The organism is Corynebacterium sp. ACRQJ (assembly GCF_022346045.1).
In the GTDB taxonomy this organism is placed as follows: Bacteria; Actinomycetota; Actinomycetes; order Mycobacteriales; family Mycobacteriaceae; genus Corynebacterium; species Corynebacterium evansiae.
Genome location: NZ_JAKRMT010000024.1, coordinates 1 through 17,601 on the forward strand (window position 1 = coordinate 1; position 17,601 = coordinate 17,601).

Genomic DNA, 17,601 nt, shown 5'->3' on the forward strand with positions numbered 1-17,601 from the left:
TCGTCATAGGCCTTTCGGTGAGATGTGGTAGTTGAGTCGAAAGGCTAACTGGCGGTGGCCGCCCACTACTTTCCGGGACCCACCATCAGCAAGCGTTACACCACACTAAGGGACGCAACCAGAATGAAAAGGATCGGTACGACCATGCTATGAAACAGCTGATCCAGCGTATTGGCTGGAGCCTCCCAAGCGATGAGAATTACCTCCTGATTCTCGATAAACAGGGCCCCAGAGAGCGTGCAGAGATTTTCGCGTCTAGCGCTGCTTTCATGTTCACCAATGAGAGCGCGGAAAAGCTCCTCGAACCGCCTCTCGAGGTGGAAAGTCACCTCTATCAAACTGTGCAGTGCGCAGACTGGCTGTGCGCGCTTCTGGGAAGAATTGCTGCTTACAAATACGACCCCGATTTTGATGAGTTCGAGTGGGCGGTGACATACTTCGGAAACCGCCTATCTCACATTTCCAGCAAGCACGCCAAGATCAGAGCCAATGGCGATGGCAAGGACATGTACTCCAACCATCTCGGAAGTAAGAGAAAGTGCTTTTCTCATACATCCACGCGGGGTGCAAAAGCCGTCCGGCATGGCGTTTAGTTCTCCTGGAACTCGAGCCAGGTATTACAACGACTCAGTTCAGATCACCGTCTGGTTGGGCGGACTACGGAACTGACAGGGCGTCTTACGGCACAGGTCGTTCTACGTAGTCAGGGCGGCATTCCTGCAGATGCTCGCGCAGAATCTCACCGTTTTCGCTCTGTGGGGAGAATAGAGAAAGAATCTTGTCCAGCATGTCAGGTGCGATAACCACCTCGGTGCCGTCGTTGAATAACACCGCATCCATCAACGCATACTCACATTCGCCGTCTAGATCTGCATCAAAAGCATCATCTAAGCCTGCTGCGTAATACTGCTGTTCGTAGCGAGAGAGGAACTCTTCGTAGATATCCCGAGCAGGATCTTCAAATACCCCAAACCCCATCGTCTATCTCCAATCCTGCTCGGACTCTTTGTCGCTGTAGCTACTTTGCGGAAGCCCTCCCCCCCCTGGGAACGGGCTGCGGGCCGCTACGCCAGGATCTGGCGGCCCATCACCATACGGCAAATCTGGTTGGTGCCCTCGTAGATCTGGGTAATCTTCGCATCGCGCATCATGCGCTCCAGCGGGAAGTCGCGGGTGAAGCCGTAGCCACCGAGCAGCTGGACGGCGTCCACCGTGACTTCCATAGCGATGTCAGAAGCGAAGGCCTTGGAGCCTGCAGCCATCAGGCCCAGCTTGGCTCCATCCTCAGCCACGCCACGCTCCGCGTTGGAGGCCGCGGTGTAGATCATCAGGCGGGCGGCGTCGATCTTCATCTTCATATCGGCCAGCATGAACTGGGTGTTCTGGAAGTCGGCGATCGCCTTGCCGAACTGCTTGCGCTCCTTCACATACGCAACAGCCTGGTCGAACGCACCCTGGGCGATGCCCAGAGCCTGCGCGCCGATGGTCGGGCGGGTGTGATCCAGGGTCTGCAGAGCAGTCTTGAAGCCGGTGCCTTCCTCGCCGATCATGCGGGAAGCCGGAACGCGGCAGTCCTCGAACAGCAGCTCAGCCGTCGGGGAACCCTTGATGCCCAGCTTGTGCTCGTAACCGGAAACGCTGAAGCCCGGGTCGTCCTTGTTCACCATGAACGCAGAGATGCCGCGTGCGCCAGCCTCCGGATCGGTCACGGCCATCACGGTGTACCAGGTGGACTTACCACCGTTGGTGATGAAGCACTTGGAGCCGTTAATAACCCACTCGTCGCCGTCGCGGACAGCGCGGGTCTTCATTGCGCCGGCGTCAGAACCAGCCTCGCGCTCCGTGAGCGCGTAAGAGGCCATCGCACCGTTAGCAATGTCCGGCAGCACTTCCTTCTTCAGCTCCTCAGAGCCCTGCAGGATCAGGCCCATGGTGCCCAGCTTGTTCACAGCCGGGATGAGGGAGGAAGAACCACAAACGCGGGCAACCTCTTCGATGACGATAACCGCTGCGAGGGAGTCGCCACCCTGGCCGCCGTACTCCTCCGGAACGTGGATGGCGTTGAAGCCCGCAGCGTTCAGGGCATCCAGAGCCTCTTGCGGGAAGCGCTCCTCTTCGTCAACGTCCTTGGCGTGGGGAGCGATCTGCTGCTCGGCCAGGTCGCGGATGGCCTCGCGCAGTGCGAGGTACTCGTCGGGCAGACGGAATGGTTCGAAATCAGGGTTGAAGCCCATGGTTAATTCTTCGCCTCTCTAGCAGTGAAGTTGAGAACGTTCTTTCCCACCGAGTGTAATGCGCTTCGGCGATTCGGTGATTTGAAAGCGATATTTACATAAAGAACTTTACCTTCAGCGCTGTCCTCCCCGGATACGGCTACATCACTTTCCGCTCACCATTCGGTAACAAAACGCCAATCTCATTGGCCACATACATACCTTGTGTTTACAGTGTTATCCATGAAGAGCCTTCGCCGTCGTCCGGTTACCTCCCGATCCCGCGCTCCCCGCTCCGCCCTGGCCGCGGGTGCGGCCGCCCTGCTACTCGCCGGTGGTTCACTCACCCTGACCGCCTGCGACGACGAGGAGACCACCCCCTCCAACGCAGCGTCTACTCAGGAATCCGCAGACGAAAGCTCTGCCCAGTCCCTCACCGACCACAGCACTGCCAGCACCGGTGCAGCCAACAGCAAGGCCGAAGACGGCTCCGTAGGCAAGGGCGGCATGTGTGCCACCAATGATCTAGAGATCACCACCGCCGACTCGCAGGGCGCAGCCGGCTCCACGCTGGTCAACGTCGTTTTTAAGAACACTTCCTCCGAGCCGTGCTCGATGCGTGGCTTCCCCGGCGTATCCATGGTCGCAAACCACAACGGCACCCAGCTGGGCAAGCCCGCGCAGCGGGAGAAGGACGTGCCCAGCAAGGACGTAAAACTCGACCCCGGCGCATCGGCCATCGCGCCCGTAAAGATCACTCAGGTCGGCGCCCTGGATCCGCAGGAGTGCAAGCCCCAGGATGCTGACGGCCTGCGCGTCTACCCACCGGAGCAGACCAAGGCCGCCTATGTGCCGATGAAGAACCTGGAGGGTTGTTCCGGGGAGGTCGAGTACCTGTCGGTCCAGCCCGTCAGCATGGGCGATCAAAGCGGCCAGGCCGGCACCGGCCAAGGCGACCAAGACGGCGAGTAGCACCGCCCACAAGCCCACGCCTGCCCCACCGTGCCTTCCCCCCACAGCTCGTCCCGCGCCGCACCCCGCCGGTTCACCGCATGGCTGGGTGCGGTGGCTTTGCTCTCCCTCGTCGTCCGTGGCCTCCAGCTCAGCCAGCGCACGTTCTACTGGGACGATTTCCTCATCCCCGCTACCTTCAGCGGCGGTTCCCTCGGCGACTATTTCGCCAGCTACGACGGGCACCTCATGCCCGCCTCCGCACTCGTGCAGGTGCTGGCCCATCGAATTGCTCCGCTCAGTTGGTGGCTCCCCGCCACCGTGTTGATGCTGCTCAGCACCCTCGCCGCAGCACTCTGGTCGAAGGTATGCGTGCAACTCACCGGCCGCAGCCTCACCACTTTGGGACTTTACACAGCACTTCTTTTTAGCCCTTTCCTTATGGACGCCGCCGGTTGGTGGTCCGCAGGCATCAACGCCTTGGCCTGGCAGATCGGCATGGCGGGATTCATGGTGTGTCTGCTCGCCGCGCACCGAGCACTCCCCCGCTACTCCTTATTCGCCACCGGGTTTCTGCTTTTTGCCCTGCTTTTCACTGAGAAAGCCCTCACGATCGTCCCGGCCGCCCTCGCCCTCGCTGTGCTGGGAGGCATGACCCGGCGCGACATCGCCCGCTTCTTCGCTGCGCCAGGCGCGCTCTTCGTCGTCTGGTCGCTGATCTTCCTCACCCTCTCACCTCTGCCGCGCGAGGAGGCGAATAGCCAGTCGCTATGGTCGGCACTGCCCAATAGCCTCTTCACCACCGTGATCCCCGGTGCGCTGGGTGGCCCGTTGTCGTGGGATCGCTGGTCGCCCTCCAGCGCCTTCGCTACCGCCCCGACGTGGTGGAGCGTCGCCAGCGCTATCCTGCTGCTCGTCCTCGCCGCTTTCTGGCTGCGCCGCGATACTCGCCGCCGTCTCCTCGGCCTGTTCCTGGTTCTCGGCTATCTGGCTGCCATCTACATGCTGCTTGGCCGCGCTCGCAACAGCACCGGCACCTCTGGTCTGCTGTTGGCCTCTATGCACTACTTCGCGGACTGGTTCACTTTCGCCGTGTTGGTTGTGGGTTGTTGCGCCCTTTCTTATGGACGCCCCCTCGCCGCCAACCGCCCCACCCCCAGCTTCGCGGCCGCGCGCTCCCGCTGGGTTGGGGTGGGCGCGATTCTCAGTGCTGTGGCCATCAGCATCGCCTCTACCTACACCTGGGTGGGCACGTGGAGCAACGACCGGACCGCCGACTACCTGGCCAACCTGCGCGCCTCCACGGGATTGGACGGCTCGGAGGAACCTCCGCAACTGCTGGATCAGCCGGTTCCGCTGGACATCCTCACTCCGGTGGTGAACCCCTACGACCGCGTCTCCACGCTGACGGGTCAGCCCGCGGTAACGCAGGTAGACGAGCCGCCACGGATCATCGATGAGTCGGGGAAGATTGTGGATGCGGAAGTGGTGGCGTCCGCAACAAGCACCGCAGGTAAAGAACCCGAATGCGGGGTGCGCATCGCCGCAGGGCGCTCCCAGGCCATCCTGCTGGATAACGCTCTGCCGTTCGGGGATTGGACGTGGCAGTTGAACGCGACGGCCAGCACGGATATGACGTTGACCATCACCACGCCCAACGGGCTCGAGGATGCCAAGGAGACCAAGAGTCGCGCCGTGGATGTGCGCGTTGGTACGGAGCTAAAGCCCCGCTGGGTGCGGGTGTCCGGCGGCGGCGGAATCCTGTTAGTGCGGGCGGAGGCGGATTCCGGTGCGCCTGACGAGTACGTGTGCATCGGGGCGGGTGGCATCGGCCCCCTCGTGGCGAAGGCGGACTAAAGCTGGAATAGTGCGCCTTTCCGTACCGTTGAGGGTGGCTAGGAACAAACCAAACCCACGCCAAGGAGGCACTGACAAGATGTCGACTCAGACACCTCAGCACGCAGAGAACGCACAGAACGTCATGATCCTCGGAGGCCACGGCAAGGTGGCGCTGCTGGCGTCTCCGAAGCTCGTAGAGGCCGGCCACACCGTCACTTCCGTGATTCGCAACCCCGATCACGTGGCAGACGTGGAGGCCACCGGAGCGAAGGCCGTGGTGCAGGACATCGAGCAGCTGGATGTGGCCGGCTTCGAGAAGCTTTTCGCCGATCAGGACGTGATCATCTGGTCCGCGGGTGTAGGCGGCGGCGACGATGAGCGCACTCTCCGTGTGGACCGCGATGCGGCGATCCGCTCCATCGACGGCGTCGGAACCAAGCGCTTTGTCATGGTCAGCTACTTCAACTCCCGCGCCGATCACGGCGTACCGGAAGACCACTCGATGTTCACCTACTGCGAAGCCAAGGCCGCCGCGGACGACCACCTGCGAGCATCTTCGACCCAGTGGACGATTGTCGGCCCGTCTGCACTGACTCTGGATGAGCCGACCGCTAAGATCGAAACACGCTCCCCGAAGGCTGATGGCACCGCCAACGGCGACGACGCGCTGCAGGCCAGCCAGGTCTCCCGCGCCGACGTGGCCGCCGTCATCGCCGAGGTTGTGGATCGCCCGAACCTGGTCGGCCACTTCATCGAGTTCAACAAGGGCGACACCCCCATCACCGAGGCCCTCGACGCACACGCCGAGAACCGATCGGTCTAAGAGAAAGAGAATTTCATGGCAGCTGGCCTTGCGGCACTACTAGACGACATTGCGCTTATCGCCAAGAAGGCCGCGGCCACGACGGATGACGTCGCTGCCATCGCCGGGCGTACCTCGACGAAGGCGGCTGGGGTTGTTATTGATGACGCCGCCGTCACCCCGAAGTTCGTCGCTGGGGTATCCCCCGCGCGCGAGCTGCCGATCATTTGGAAGATCACCAAGGGCAGCCTCGTCAACAAACTGATCATTATCCTGCCGATCATTCTGCTGCTGAGTTGGCTGCTGCCCGGCGCACTGACTCCCCTGCTGATGCTCGGTGGCTTCTACCTTTCCTACGAGGGCGCCGAGAAGGTCCTAGAGAAGGTCGGCCTTGGTGGTCACGGCGAGGGTGAGGCCGGAGAGGATGAGGCCGGAGAGCGCGATGAGGAGAAAGACCAGTCCGAGAGCGCACTGGTGCGCGGGGCGATCTTCACCGACCTGATCCTTTCGGCGGAAATCATGGTGATCTCCCTGAACGAGGTTGCCGACCAGCCGCTTTTAACCCGCGCCCTGGTGCTGATCCTGGTCGGCCTGATGGTCACTTTCGCGGTCTACGGCGTGGTGGGCGTGCTGATCAAGATCGACGACATTGGCCTGGCTATCGCCCACAAGCAGGGAGCCAGCGAGGGGATGAAGAAGTTCGGCCTGTTCCTGGTCAAGGGCATGCCGAAGCTGCTGACCGCCATCGGCATCATCGGCACCCTGGCCATGCTGTGGGTCGGTGGACATATCCTGCTGGTTGGCTTCGACGAGTTGGGACTGCACTGGCCGTACCAGACTGTTCACCACCTGGTGGAGAACTTCGAGCACCTCGGGGGCGCGGTAACCTGGCTGGTGGAGACCGGTTTCAGCTTGCTGTTCGGCCTGCTTGTCGGCGCACTCATCGCCATGGTGGTCGGCGGGGTAAAGAAACTGCGTGCCCGCTAGGCGCTGCAAGTGCGCTACAAATGGACATAGGACAGACCCTCTAGAAGTCTAAGGAGACTTAATTCTTGTCTGCAAAGGACGTAGCCCTCGTGCTAGAGGGCGGTGGCATGCGCAATAGCTACACCGCCGCCTGCATCGACCAGTTGTTGGAGCACAACATCGAGTTCGGCTGGGTCGGTGGCATCAGCGCCGGCGCTTCCCACACCGTGAACTTCCTCTCTGGCGACAGGAAGCGCGCCCGCGAGTCCTTCGTGGAATTCGGTGGTCACCCGAAAACCGGCGGCTTCAAATCCCTGCTCCGGGGCACCGGCTACTTCAACGCCGAGTACATCTACGAGACCGCTGGCGCACCCGGCAACGATCTGCCCTTCGACTGGGAAACCTTCCAGAGTTCGAACTCCCAGATATGCATCGGCGCGACCCGTGCGGACAACGGCGAGTCCGTCTATTGGCGCCGTGAGGACATCAATGATCTTCCGGACCTCATGCGCAAGGTCCGCGCCAGCTCCACCCTGCCGGGCATCATGCCCGTACCAACCATCGACGGGGTGGACTATGTCGATGGTGCCCTCGGAGATTCCGGTGGGCTGCTGATCGATGCCGCCATCGAGGATGGCTTTGAGAAGTTCCTCGTGCTGCGCACTAAGCCCAAGGGCTACGTCCGCCCCGCACTGCGCAGTCCGCAGCTTGTTAAGACGCTACTGCGCTCACGCCCCGCTGTAGCTCAGGCAATGATCGACCGACCGCCGAAGTACAACCTGGCCTCTGACAAGATTGCGGAGCTAGAGGCCAAGGGCCAGGCATTGGTCTTCTACCCGGAGAAGATGAACGTCAGCAATACCGAGCGCCGGTTGGATCGCCTGAAGCAATCCTGGAGCGACGGGTTGGAACAGACCAAGCGCGAATGGGACACGTGGATGGAGTTTCTGGGCGAGTCTAAATGATGCTCAGCAGACCCAGCACGATGAGCATCGCCGCCACCACGTAGCCCGCCAGCGCCACCATCTGTTCCTTCCTGTGGCGCAGCCCATCAATGAACCGTGCCAGCCCGCTTTCCGGCTTGCGCAGAACAAAACCCAACGCCAGGCCAGACAGTGCCGGCAGACTCAGCGCAAGCGTAGCGTAGAGGAATACCGCAAGGTACTTCGCCGCAGAGCTGATCCCCACGGTGCTCAAGTACGCCAGGCCGGCGAAGAAAGGCGCGGACGTCGCCGACTGGACGATTCCCAGGGCCATTCCCGAGAAGAAGGTTCCCCACGACGCTTGGCGGAGGGGGCGGGCCAGGCGATTGATCATGGGGGTGGGATCGCCGCCTCGTAGCGTCAAGAAGGCACTTAGAAGACCCACCGCAATGAGGACCAGGCCAAAAATCGGCGAGGCCAAGGCGGTCTGCACGGCATCCGAAATTCCGTTGAACAGCAACAACACAGCCAGCGACAGTAGGAATACTCCGAACCAGTCCCCCGCCACCAACACCGCAGCGATGGGCGCATAGCGGCGCGGCTTCGGGTGCATCACTGCGACAGCGAAAAGCACGCCGATGAGCAGCACGTTGACGGAATCGGCCAACGCGAAGCTCACGGCGTGCAGCATACGGTGAATCCTTTCGGTGGCACCCGCAAGAACCTGAACGATCTACCTGAACGAACTAAGGTCAGGGCGCGGGAAGGAGGGGTGGAACTCTAGCGAACTCTAGCTAACCTTCCGGCCGTGAACAAGGAAGTACACGGCGGCGCTGACGACGACCAACCCAGCCAACATCATGTACATCGCCTGGTAGCTGGTGGCCGAAACGATCATGCCCAGCAGGATCGGGCCGAAGCCCACGCCGACGTCCAGTAGCAGGAAGAGCGTGGAGATGCCCGCGCCCATCTGGTGTGGCTCAACCGCCTTGACGGAGATCGCCTGTGCGGCTGGCATCAGCGAACCATAGCCCAACCCCGTCAGCGCACCGGCCAAAACCACCATCCAGTCCTGGGTGGAGAACGCGAGGACAACCAGAGCGATGGCGAAGGTAACCAAGCCCAGATAGATGACGATGTTGTCGCCCTTCTGGTCCTGAATCTTGCCCAGCACGAAGCGCATCACGAGGGTCACCAGCGCATAGGCCAGGAAGAAGTATTTGGCACCGGTGACCAGGTCGTTGTCCTCGGAGTAGCTGTTCAGGTAGGTGATCACACCTGCGTAGCACACACCGACCAGCAGCATAAAGAAGCCGATGGGGGCGACATTCGGGTGCACGATGGCCGACAGGTTAAAGGCCGGCCGATGGTGGTGCGCATCCGCGCCCTTGTGCTCTGGGGAACGCACCAGCAAAGACAGCAGGAAGGCCACGATGGACATGCCAATAACGACCTGGAACATGGTGGTGTAGCCGACGGACCCCACCAGCCACAGGCCCAGCGCCGGGCCGATCGCCGTGGCCAGCGTGGTTCCCAGGGCGAAGTAGCCGGTTCCCTCCGCGCGGCGTGCATTGGGGATCACGGACTGGGCGACGGCCATCACGGCAGTACTGGCGAAGGCATAACCGATGCCGTGGATAATTCGCACGGCGATCAGCAGCCCCAGGGAGTTTGCGGGGATGTAGAAGGCACAGGTCACGATGACCAACACCAGCGCGGTGAATAGCACTCGCCGCCGCCCCACCGCGTCCACCAGGAATCCCGAGAATACGCGAGCCCCCGTCGCGCCGATCACGAAGGCACTGGAGGCCAGGCCCGCGCTCGCGTTATTGGCCGCGAATTCTTTGACTGCGTAGCCAGCCATGGTCGTCACGAGGACGTAGAAGATCATGAACTGGGCGAAGTTTACTAACCATGCAAAGACAAAAGCCGGTGTTACAACCGGCTCTTTCGTTGGTGCGGACGTTAGGAACACCTTCTTCATTTAATTGTTTTTATGTTTTTATGCCGCGGAGCACGTTACCAGGCGTCAGGCCAGCACCACGCGCTCCCCCACGCTTGGCCTCCAATACGCCGCCTCAGCTGCCGTGATGGACTTTAACTCCCGCGGTGTGATCTGAGAAAGGGCCTCAATATAAGAAGGAACGATATCCCGCGGCAACCTTAAACCGACCGTGAGGTGCGGCACCCAGCGCGGGCCACGGCCGTCTGGATTGAGCGCGCTGAGCTCGCGGGCGGCGTTTTCCAGCTCGTCCGAGGCTTCGAGCAGCCACGCCACCGTCTGCTTCTTTCCTGTGCCGAAGACGACCACGCCCCGGCGGCTGAGCTCCGAGGGCACGGCGGAAGGCAGGATCTCGCGGGCGCGCTCCACGACGTGCGGGGCCATACTCGGGGAAAACGTGACCGTGATGTGCGGAGTCTGCCGCTGGGCCGGGAACCCGCGGGTGGCGAGCTCGTCGAAGATGCCGCGGACGGTGGCGGCCTGCTCGTCGGGCAGGTTCAGCAGGATGTTCTCAGGGGAATTGACGGACATTGCTCCCTATCCTAGCTGGCTGCACCAGGAGCGCCCCGGCGCGCTACTTGAAGGACACGTACTCCGGAAGGTCGGCAGGCCTTTCCAACGGCTGCTTCTTCGGGTTCATGTCCAGCCCCAGCTCCTTGGCGAAAACCAGGCGGGTGGACTTGTAGACGCGCTCGTCGGCCTCATCCAACTCGAACACGCGAGCGCCGCGCAGGGTGTGCATGGACCAGGTGCCGTCTTTCAACCCATAGGGGCCGAAGCCGGTGCCCGGGCAGTAGCCCAGTTCTACCCCGAAGTAGTTGCCGTTGAAGGTATTGATGTGGTCGTGGCCGCAGTAGATACCCAGGACGTCGCCGCGCTCGCGGACGGCGGAGTAGATGCCGGGGTTGAAGGCCCCGACGTAGACGTCCTCGTTCTTCACTCCCTCGATGCTGTGGCGCTTCTTGGCTTGGCCATGCTTGATGAGGTCGTTGTTGTACGGGCCGCCGAACCACATGTCACGGTGCTCGTAGGTAGGGATGTGGAAGTACATCAGACCCGGGATCTTCTTGCCGTAGCGCTCTTCGTAGCCCCGGGAGGTATCGCGGTACCACTGGATCTGGTCGCTGTGGATGTAGTCGTAGCCGGGGATCTCCTTGGTCTCCTGCCCCGCCAGCTCCTCGCCGATGTAATTCCCGGAATCCAGCAGCCAGATGGCGAATGCCGGATCCGGCTTTGCGTTGCCCTGAACCAGCAGCGAAACATTGGATTCACCGTGAATCGGGTCGTCCGCGACGTTGAGGTTGTACTTGTACTTGCGCACGAAGTTCAGCAGCGCGATCTCGTCGGCTTGAGTGCCGTCCTCCATGGAGTCTTCGTCATGGTTGCCGAATGTGATGGCCCATGGGATCTGGCGGGATTCCATCGGCAGCACCACGTTGTTGACGGCTTGGAATGCCTGTTCGGTGGTCTTGGGGCCAGAGGAGATCACGTCACCGTTGATCAGCGCGAAGTCCGGCTTCTCCTGGTCCAACACCTTGCCCATGAACTCGATCGTGCGGCGATCAGTAAGGTGATCGTCTTGAGTGTCATTGAACTGGACGATCTTGAACTTGCCGTCGCCGTTGAACTTCAGCGGCATGTCCGCGCCGCCGTTGTTGTCGCCACCGCCGTTTCCGCGCCCCGGGCCGAAGCTGGATCCGGCCAGCGAGCCTGCTGACGAGTTCCACGCCTGTGCCTGCGCTGCTGGCGCAAGTGCAGCGGTGACGCCCAACGCTCCGGTTCCCGCCAGGAAACTCCGGCGATTCACATTGAACTGCTTGGGCGCATTCTGGCCTTCCAGCTGCTGCGATTTTTTAGATGAATTACTAGACAAGGTATTTGAGTTCCTTTTCCTGCGAGAATTGAACTTCCACAAGCTATCGGCCGCAGGTAAGCGCAAGGTTTCCTGAAGATGAATTCATAACAACTTCGCGTCTTCCCTCTCCACCGCTTGACCACTTCGCTTGACCTTGCCGTTGCGGCAACCGAAAGGATGTAGCCCATGACCGAATACACGATTGGTGATGCTGCAGATTTTCTGGGTGTGACGCCCAAAGCCCTGCGCCATTGGGATTCCATTGGGCTGCTCAGCCCACAGTGGCGCACATTGGGCGACTACCGCCTCTATACCGAGGAAGATCTGCGCGTCGGCGCGGCCATTGTGCTGTACCGGGACATGGGTTTCAAGCTGGCGGAGATTCCCGACCTGATTGAAGCGCCTTCCGACGCTGCCCTTGACCGTGCCCTCCGCGCCCATCGGGAAGCCTTGGCGCGCAAGCGCGACGAGGTGGAGAGCCAATTGCGTGCGGTCGAGGATTTGATAACAACAACCCGAGTGGAGGGATACACCATGGAACAGATGAATAAGATCAAGCAGTACTTCGGCGAGAAGATGCCCGCCTACCAGGAGGAAGCTCGCGAGCGTTGGGGCGACACCCCTGAATACCAGCAGTCCCAGGAAAAGCTGGCCTCTATGACTGACGGCGACTTCCAGGAGGTTAAGGCCAACCACGACCGCTTCGTGGCGGATTTGGTCGCTGCCCGAGATGGTGGCGTCACCCCCGACAGCGAAGAAGCACAAGAACTCGTGGAGAGGCACCGCGCAACGATTAACCAGTGGTACGAGGTTACGACCTCGCGGCAGCTGATTCTGGCACGGATGTACGTGGACGACGAGCGTTTTGCCGAGGCATACCAGGGCGCACAGGATTACCTGCTTTCGCTGGTGGAACACCGTGCCAAGCAGGAGGGAATCACCGATCCCAGCTGGGATGACTAGCTAGGGTTGCTACGATTGCGCCATGAAAGGCTACCGCACCGGAGAACATGCACTGGCGATCTACTTATCCTCCATTGCAGGATTCGTAGATACGCTGGGCTTTTTGTATCTGGGAGGGTACTTCCTGTCGTTTATGTCGGGGAATACCACCCGGCTGACTGCGGCGGTAAATGCGGGGAAATGGGACGTTGCGATGACGGCTGGCGGGGTCATGGCGTTGTTCCTCATCGGCGTGGGAATTGGCGCGCTGATCAGCCAGCTAGGGCGGCGCTATCTGCCCCCGACGCGCACGCGCGAGGCGATTCTTCTGTTTATCTGCGCCACCTCAACGATTGCCTCCGTACTGGTCTTAACCGGGCACGAACAGTGGGCCGTGTACAGCCTGTCATTCACCGTGGGCGCTATGAACTCCACGTTCGAACGCAACGGCGAAGTGAGTATTTCCCTGACATACATGACGGGCACGCTGGTGAAGATGTCTCAGCGGTTCGTGGCCGCACTCTTTGGCGGCCCGCACTTGGATTGGCTGCGCTATTTCGCGCTGTGGATGGCGCTAGCCTGCGGGGCACTGCTGGGCGGCTGGATGTATGTCCAGGTGGGCCTGCACGCGGTTCTGGTGGTGACGAGCATGCTGTACGCGGGAACCGTGACTGCGCTGGTGTACCGCCAATGGCGGCGCAACCGTGGGCTCGCGGTTTAGCGCTAGTGGACTAGAGCTCCCAGGGGTTCAGATTGAGCATCCTCGCGGTTCGAAGTCCATCCTTTCGCCCTCGAGGTCAATGTCCTCTTCCATTTGCAACCGCGAAGCCCAGCCTTCATTCGAGCCGGAGATCTTCCTGTAGTCATCAATGGAAAGCAATACGAAGGCCGGCTCACCTCGATCAGTAATAACAACGGGTCCTTCACAGGCCTTCCTTATCGCGTAACTCACATCCTGGTTGAGCTCACGTGCACTCACGCTTGTCATGAGAACCCTCCTTTTGTAGCAACGTACCTACATTCTGACTAACCAGCCAGTACTTTCTATACCCCACTGTTAGAAACACTCTGTTTTTATCTTGGCAACACATCGTTGCTAAAGTCTGTGTAGCGACTGATCAACCGCTCACCTCTCCAACCCCAACCCCAGGAATTTTCATCATGTTTCTAGCCTTGCGCGAAATGCTTTTTGCGCGCACCCGCTTCCTTCTCATGAGCGTCGTGTTGGCGCTCATGTCCTTGCTGGTCGTCATCATCTCCGGCCTCACAGCCGGATTGGTTAACGACGGCGTGTCCGGCCTGAAGGCAATGGATAGTGACGTCATCGCTTTCGCCGATGGCACTCAGACCGATTCCGCCTTCACGCGCTCCGTCATCGACAGTGCAGAGGCCGACAAGTTCGCCGACATCGACGGCGTGAAAGAGGCCGCCCCGCTGGGCCTCACCATCGCCAACGCTCACAACCAGGACGGCAAGGCCGTCGATCTCACCCTCCTCGGTGTAAAACCCGGCTCTTTCATCGCACCAGAGGGCCTGCCAGAACAAAGCACCACCCCAAACGGCGGCACCCCCACCAAGACCAAGCACGAAATCGTCGTGTCCTCCACCCTTCAAGACGAAGGAATCAAGGAGGGCGACACCATCACGATCGATCGCCTGGAAATCCCGTTGAAGGTCGTTGGCTTCACCGATGGCCAGCGCACCTTCGGCCACGTCGATGCTGCCTACCTGCCCCTTGACGTCTGGCAGGAAATCCACGCCGGCGCACGCAAGGGCGAAAAGGTAAGCCCAGAGGCGTACAAGGAAATCTCCGTCATCGCCGCCCGCACGCAGGACAAGCCAGACACTGAGGCGCTCTCCGACGCCTCCGGCCTGGACGTCCGCACACTCAAGGAAAGCTTCGATTCCTCCCCTGGCTACACCGCCGAAATGATGACCCTTTCCATGATCAAGTGGTTCCTTTACGTAATCGCCGCCCTGGTTACCGGCGCCTTCTTCCTAGTGTGGACCATCCAGCGCACCGGCAATATCGCCGCACTGCGCGCGATGGGAGCCACGAAGAGCTTCCTGCTGCGCGACAGCCTGGGCCAGGCCGTCATCATCCTGGGCGCGTCCGTCATCGTCGGTGCGCTCATCGCCGTCGGCCTCGGGAGCCTCCTGGAAACCACGGCGATGCCTTACGCCACCGAACTCGGATCCGTCCTTAGCGGCAGCGCGATCCTCTTCGCATCTGGCCTGATCGGCGCACTGATCGCCGTCATCCGTGTCACCCGCACTAACCCGCTCGCAGCCCTAGGAGAAAACCGATGAGCCCCACCCCGCACCTTCCCGCCCCGCACGTTCCCGCCCTGGAACTTAGAGACGTCACGGTGACCTACACCGACGGCGATTCCCAGATCACCGCGCTGGACAAGGTGAACCTGACCGTCGAGCCCGGAGAGTTCGTCGCCGTCGTCGGCCCCTCCGGTTCCGGTAAGTCCACGCTGCTGGCCGTCGCTGGAGCGCTGACCAACCCGGCCGCGGGTGGCGTCAAGATCGGCGACGAGGACATCACCAACTACGACGACAAGGAACTAGCCCGCATTCGCCGCGACTACATCGGCTTCGTCTTCCAATCCTCCGGCAGCCTGCCGGGCGCGCTCACCGCCGAGGAACAACTGGAGCTCGCCGCGCGCGTTATGGGTAAGCACGGTCGCTACTCTGGTGCGGAGCTGTTGGAGAAGGTTGGTATGACGCCCCGAGCTAAGCACCGTCCGGGAAATCTGTCGGGTGGCGAGCGTCAGCGGGTGGGCATTGCCCGAGCTCTCGTCGGCGACCCACAGGTGTTGCTGGTCGACGAGCCCACCGCGGCTCTGGATCGCAAGAGATCACAAGAAATCGTGGAGCTGTTGGCCCGCGAATGTCACGAATTCAACGTCGCGGGCGTGATGGTCACTCACGATCACGAGGTCTTGAACCACTGCGACAAGGTCTACGAAATGGTCGACGGACGCCTGAGCGCTGCCTCCATCTAGGCATCCAAATAGGCCTGTACGCAGGCCGAAAAGCGGGTAGTAAACTAGGGAACCATGCCGAAGATCACGGAGACGACAGTAGCGGAGCACCGCGCGGTTCAGCACCGCGCGGTGCTGGAGGCCGCCGAGCGGCTGATCGTTGCTGGCGGCGGCAAGGTTCCCTCACTGGCAGAGGTGGCAGCCGAGGTTGGCCTGGCCCGCCCCAGCGTCTACCGCTACGTCTCCTCCCAACATGATCTGATGGTTCAACTGCTGGTACTTAACAGCGAAACCTGGCATGACCAGCTGGAAGACAAGGTCAAGGCCGCTCCGCCAGAGCACGAAGAGCGCATCTGCGCCTATGTGGACGCGATGCTCGACCTCTTCGTTCACGGTTCCCACGGCCCCCTAATGGCCGCCGCCCAGCACTTCCCGGAAGCGTTCGCCGAGGAAAAGGTGCAGAAATCACACGCTGGTTTTAAGGAGATCGTGGATAGCTTCTGCCCCGGCGTTTCCTCCATCGATATTGGATTGCTGAATGCGGCGGTGGTGAGGGCGTCAGAAATGGCAAAAACCCCCGAAGACCTAGAACAGGCGACGGCAACACTGCACCGCATGGCGCGTGCGATCGTGTCGGGATAGACCGTCGCAACGAGCCCCCAATTCCTTAGTTCGGCGGGGACAATCCCCGGCGACGTTGTACGCTTAACCTCATGCGAAATCGCCTTGTTGCACTCTCCGTTGCCGCATTGACGGCCCTCTCGCTTGCAGCCTGTTCGGATGACGAGACTCCGCCTGAGCCGAACGCTGCTCAGTCTTCTAAGGAGTCCGGCGAAACTTCCGCCGCCGAAGGACAAGGAGACACTTCGGAAGAAGGGCAAGATGATGAGGCCACAGATAACAAGGCTCAAAAGCGCCCCAACCCCACAGCACCCAGCACTCCGAAGCCCGACAAGGTCGAGCTCGCTCCGAATGAAGCAGCCCTGGAGGGCGAGCTGATGAAGGTGCGTTTCAGCGACATGACCCCACCGGAGGACTTCGCACGAGTGGCGGACATCGTGGACGATAGCGTGGTCTACTACGCGATCAAGCTCGATCCGAAGAAGCCCGTAACGGCGAAGCTGGGGGCGGGCATTGGCACCCAGACTCCCGAATGGGCCATCGTTGGCAGCAGCAGTATGCCGAATGAAATGAACTGGGACTCTATGGTCGGGCGCAAAATCCGCGCCATCGCGCACCGGGATAACATGACCTTCGCGACGGACCCGTCTGCTCCCCCGACGGCGGTGACGATCGAGAACTCGGACTACAAGCCGGAGATCCTCGACTAATTGGCGCTTGCCCTTATCGCTCCGTATGCCGCAACCACGCAAGCACTGCCTTTACCCGGCGATTGGCATCCTCGGGTGCAAACCCTAGCTTCATAAAAACACTAGCAACGTGCTTGCTCACTGCTCCCGCGGTCAGCACCAATTCATCCATGATCTCCGAGTTGCTCAGACCACGAGCCATTAAAGCAAGAACTTCCTTTTCCCGAGGTGTCAACGCAGCCAAGCCAGTCCGTCGCGCCGAAAGCAGGGCAGATACAACCTCTGGATCAACGACGGTTCCTCCCCGAACAACCTCATTAAGAGAGTGAACGAATTCATCCACATCAGAGACGCGTTCCTTCAAAAGATAGCCAAAGCCACCGTGCTCCAACAGCCGATCGAGATAGCTCGCCGCAACATACTGGCTAAGCACCATAACCGGTTGAGAAGGATACCGTTTGCGCAGATCATATACCGCGCGCAGACCATCATCAGTCATGGTGGGAGGCATACGGACATCGGTGATAATCACATCGTACTTCTGTCCGTTTTCATCACTCGCCATCGTGGCATTACGCAACTCTGACGCATCGACCACCGTCAAGACCTCATGCCCGAGCGCTATTAGTAACTGTTCTAGTCCGGCACGAAGCAATGCAGAGTCTTCTGCAAGCAAGACCTTCATGAGGTTACCCTCGTTTAGTGGACACCCAACTTGTACGGATGTTGTGTCCGTAGGAGAGGATGTTCATTGTGAGCCAACAGCGCAAGAAGTACACGCCGGAGTATCGGCGTGAAGCCGCGA

Annotated in this window: 19 protein-coding genes and 1 pseudogene; 12 read left to right on the forward strand and 8 right to left on the reverse strand. The window is 60.7% G+C overall.

The genetic code is table 11. The annotated features are described in order from the left end of the window. Positions 1–134: 134 nt before the first annotated feature. Positions 135–593: pseudogene (locus MHX52_RS09630) on the forward strand (DUF3800 domain-containing protein); the annotation flags it as partial. 85 nt (positions 594–678) lie between these two features. Here MHX52_RS09630 and MHX52_RS09635 read toward each other — a convergent pair. Together MHX52_RS09635 and MHX52_RS09640 are read right to left on the reverse strand one after the other, a co-directional pair. Further along, a complete protein-coding gene (locus tag MHX52_RS09635; protein WP_239317992.1) occupies positions 679–978 on the reverse strand; it encodes a hypothetical protein in 300 nt (99 codons plus the stop codon). An 86-nt stretch (positions 979–1,064) separates the two neighbouring features. Further along, positions 1,065–2,234 (reverse strand): acyl-CoA dehydrogenase family protein, encoded by a 1,170-nt coding sequence (locus tag MHX52_RS09640; protein ID WP_035005567.1) that lies wholly within the window; start codon positions 2,232–2,234, stop codon positions 1,065–1,067. 222 nt (positions 2,235–2,456) lie between these two features. Between MHX52_RS09640 and MHX52_RS09645 the strand changes: the two genes are divergently transcribed. From MHX52_RS09645 to MHX52_RS09665, 5 genes are all read left to right on the forward strand, one after another. Then, complete coding sequence (locus MHX52_RS09645; RefSeq protein WP_070488180.1) at positions 2,457–3,185, forward strand: DUF4232 domain-containing protein; 729 nt, start codon at positions 2,457–2,459, stop codon at positions 3,183–3,185. Positions 3,186–3,215: 30 nt separating this feature from the next. Further along, positions 3,216–5,021, forward strand: a complete 1,806-nt coding sequence (locus MHX52_RS09650) for a hypothetical protein (RefSeq protein WP_239317993.1) — start codon at positions 3,216–3,218, stop codon at positions 5,019–5,021. A gap of 79 nt (positions 5,022–5,100) precedes the next feature. Then, complete coding sequence (locus tag MHX52_RS09655) at positions 5,101–5,826, forward strand: SDR family oxidoreductase (protein ID WP_239317994.1); 726 nt, start codon at positions 5,101–5,103, stop codon at positions 5,824–5,826. 15 nt (positions 5,827–5,841) lie between these two features. Further along, a complete protein-coding gene (locus MHX52_RS09660) occupies positions 5,842–6,792 on the forward strand; it encodes a DUF808 domain-containing protein (RefSeq protein ID WP_049049092.1) in 951 nt (316 codons plus the stop codon). A 65-nt stretch (positions 6,793–6,857) separates the two neighbouring features. Beyond that, positions 6,858–7,736, forward strand: a complete 879-nt coding sequence (locus tag MHX52_RS09665) for a patatin family protein (protein ID WP_080971908.1) — start codon at positions 6,858–6,860, stop codon at positions 7,734–7,736. On the opposite strand, the gene MHX52_RS09670 is transcribed toward MHX52_RS09665, so the two are convergent. The 4 genes from MHX52_RS09670 to MHX52_RS09685 all read right to left on the reverse strand — a co-directional run bounded on the left by MHX52_RS09670 (position 7,729) and on the right by MHX52_RS09685 (position 11,569). Next, positions 7,729–8,385: a hypothetical protein gene (locus MHX52_RS09670; RefSeq protein WP_035005559.1), complete on the reverse strand. Its 657-nt coding sequence runs from the start codon at positions 8,383–8,385 to the stop codon at positions 7,729–7,731. The two genes, MHX52_RS09665 and MHX52_RS09670, sit on opposite strands and share 8 nt — an antisense overlap. Before the next feature lie 99 nt (positions 8,386–8,484). Continuing rightward, the gene (locus MHX52_RS09675) at positions 8,485–9,678 is read right to left on the reverse strand and encodes an MFS transporter (protein ID WP_239317995.1); all 1,194 of its coding nucleotides are present in this window, start codon (positions 9,676–9,678) and stop codon (positions 8,485–8,487) included. A 45-nt stretch (positions 9,679–9,723) separates the two neighbouring features. After that, a complete protein-coding gene (locus tag MHX52_RS09680; RefSeq protein WP_239317996.1) occupies positions 9,724–10,227 on the reverse strand; it encodes a 2'-5' RNA ligase family protein in 504 nt (167 codons plus the stop codon). A 43-nt stretch (positions 10,228–10,270) separates the two neighbouring features. Further along, positions 10,271–11,569 carry a metallophosphoesterase family protein gene (locus tag MHX52_RS09685; RefSeq protein WP_239317997.1) on the reverse strand — a complete coding sequence of 433 codons (1,299 nt, stop codon included), beginning with the start codon at positions 11,567–11,569 and terminating at the stop codon, positions 10,271–10,273. Positions 11,570–11,737: 168 nt separating this feature from the next. Here MHX52_RS09685 and MHX52_RS09690 point away from each other — a divergent pair, with 168 nt between their 5' ends. Further along, a complete protein-coding gene (locus MHX52_RS09690; RefSeq protein ID WP_239317998.1) occupies positions 11,738–12,514 on the forward strand; it encodes a MerR family transcriptional regulator in 777 nt (258 codons plus the stop codon). A 22-nt stretch (positions 12,515–12,536) separates the two neighbouring features. Then, positions 12,537–13,214, forward strand: a complete 678-nt coding sequence (locus tag MHX52_RS09695; protein ID WP_239317999.1) for a YoaK family protein — start codon at positions 12,537–12,539, stop codon at positions 13,212–13,214. 27 nt (positions 13,215–13,241) lie between these two features. On the opposite strand, the gene MHX52_RS09700 is transcribed toward MHX52_RS09695, so the two are convergent. Continuing rightward, the gene (locus tag MHX52_RS09700) at positions 13,242–13,481 is read right to left on the reverse strand and encodes a type II toxin-antitoxin system Phd/YefM family antitoxin (RefSeq protein WP_035005541.1); all 240 of its coding nucleotides are present in this window, start codon (positions 13,479–13,481) and stop codon (positions 13,242–13,244) included. Positions 13,482–13,654: 173 nt separating this feature from the next. Here MHX52_RS09700 and MHX52_RS09705 point away from each other — a divergent pair, with 173 nt between their 5' ends. From MHX52_RS09705 to MHX52_RS09720, 4 genes are all read left to right on the forward strand, one after another. Further along, a complete protein-coding gene (locus MHX52_RS09705) occupies positions 13,655–14,803 on the forward strand; it encodes an ABC transporter permease (RefSeq protein ID WP_239318001.1) in 1,149 nt (382 codons plus the stop codon). Then, positions 14,800–15,507, forward strand: a complete 708-nt coding sequence (locus tag MHX52_RS09710) for an ABC transporter ATP-binding protein (RefSeq protein WP_239318002.1) — start codon at positions 14,800–14,802, stop codon at positions 15,505–15,507. Before MHX52_RS09705 ends, MHX52_RS09710 begins: the two co-directional genes overlap by 4 nt. A gap of 54 nt (positions 15,508–15,561) precedes the next feature. Further along, positions 15,562–16,128 carry a TetR/AcrR family transcriptional regulator gene (locus MHX52_RS09715; RefSeq protein ID WP_034979309.1) on the forward strand — a complete coding sequence of 189 codons (567 nt, stop codon included), beginning with the start codon at positions 15,562–15,564 and terminating at the stop codon, positions 16,126–16,128. A gap of 71 nt (positions 16,129–16,199) precedes the next feature. Continuing rightward, positions 16,200–16,817: a hypothetical protein gene (locus MHX52_RS09720; protein WP_035012365.1), complete on the forward strand. Its 618-nt coding sequence runs from the start codon at positions 16,200–16,202 to the stop codon at positions 16,815–16,817. A 13-nt stretch (positions 16,818–16,830) separates the two neighbouring features. Here MHX52_RS09720 and MHX52_RS09725 read toward each other — a convergent pair whose 3' ends face one another. Continuing rightward, positions 16,831–17,481, reverse strand: coding sequence for a response regulator transcription factor (locus MHX52_RS09725; protein ID WP_070488237.1), 651 nt, complete (start codon positions 17,479–17,481; stop codon positions 16,831–16,833). Between the last annotated feature and the right edge of the window lie 120 nt (positions 17,482–17,601).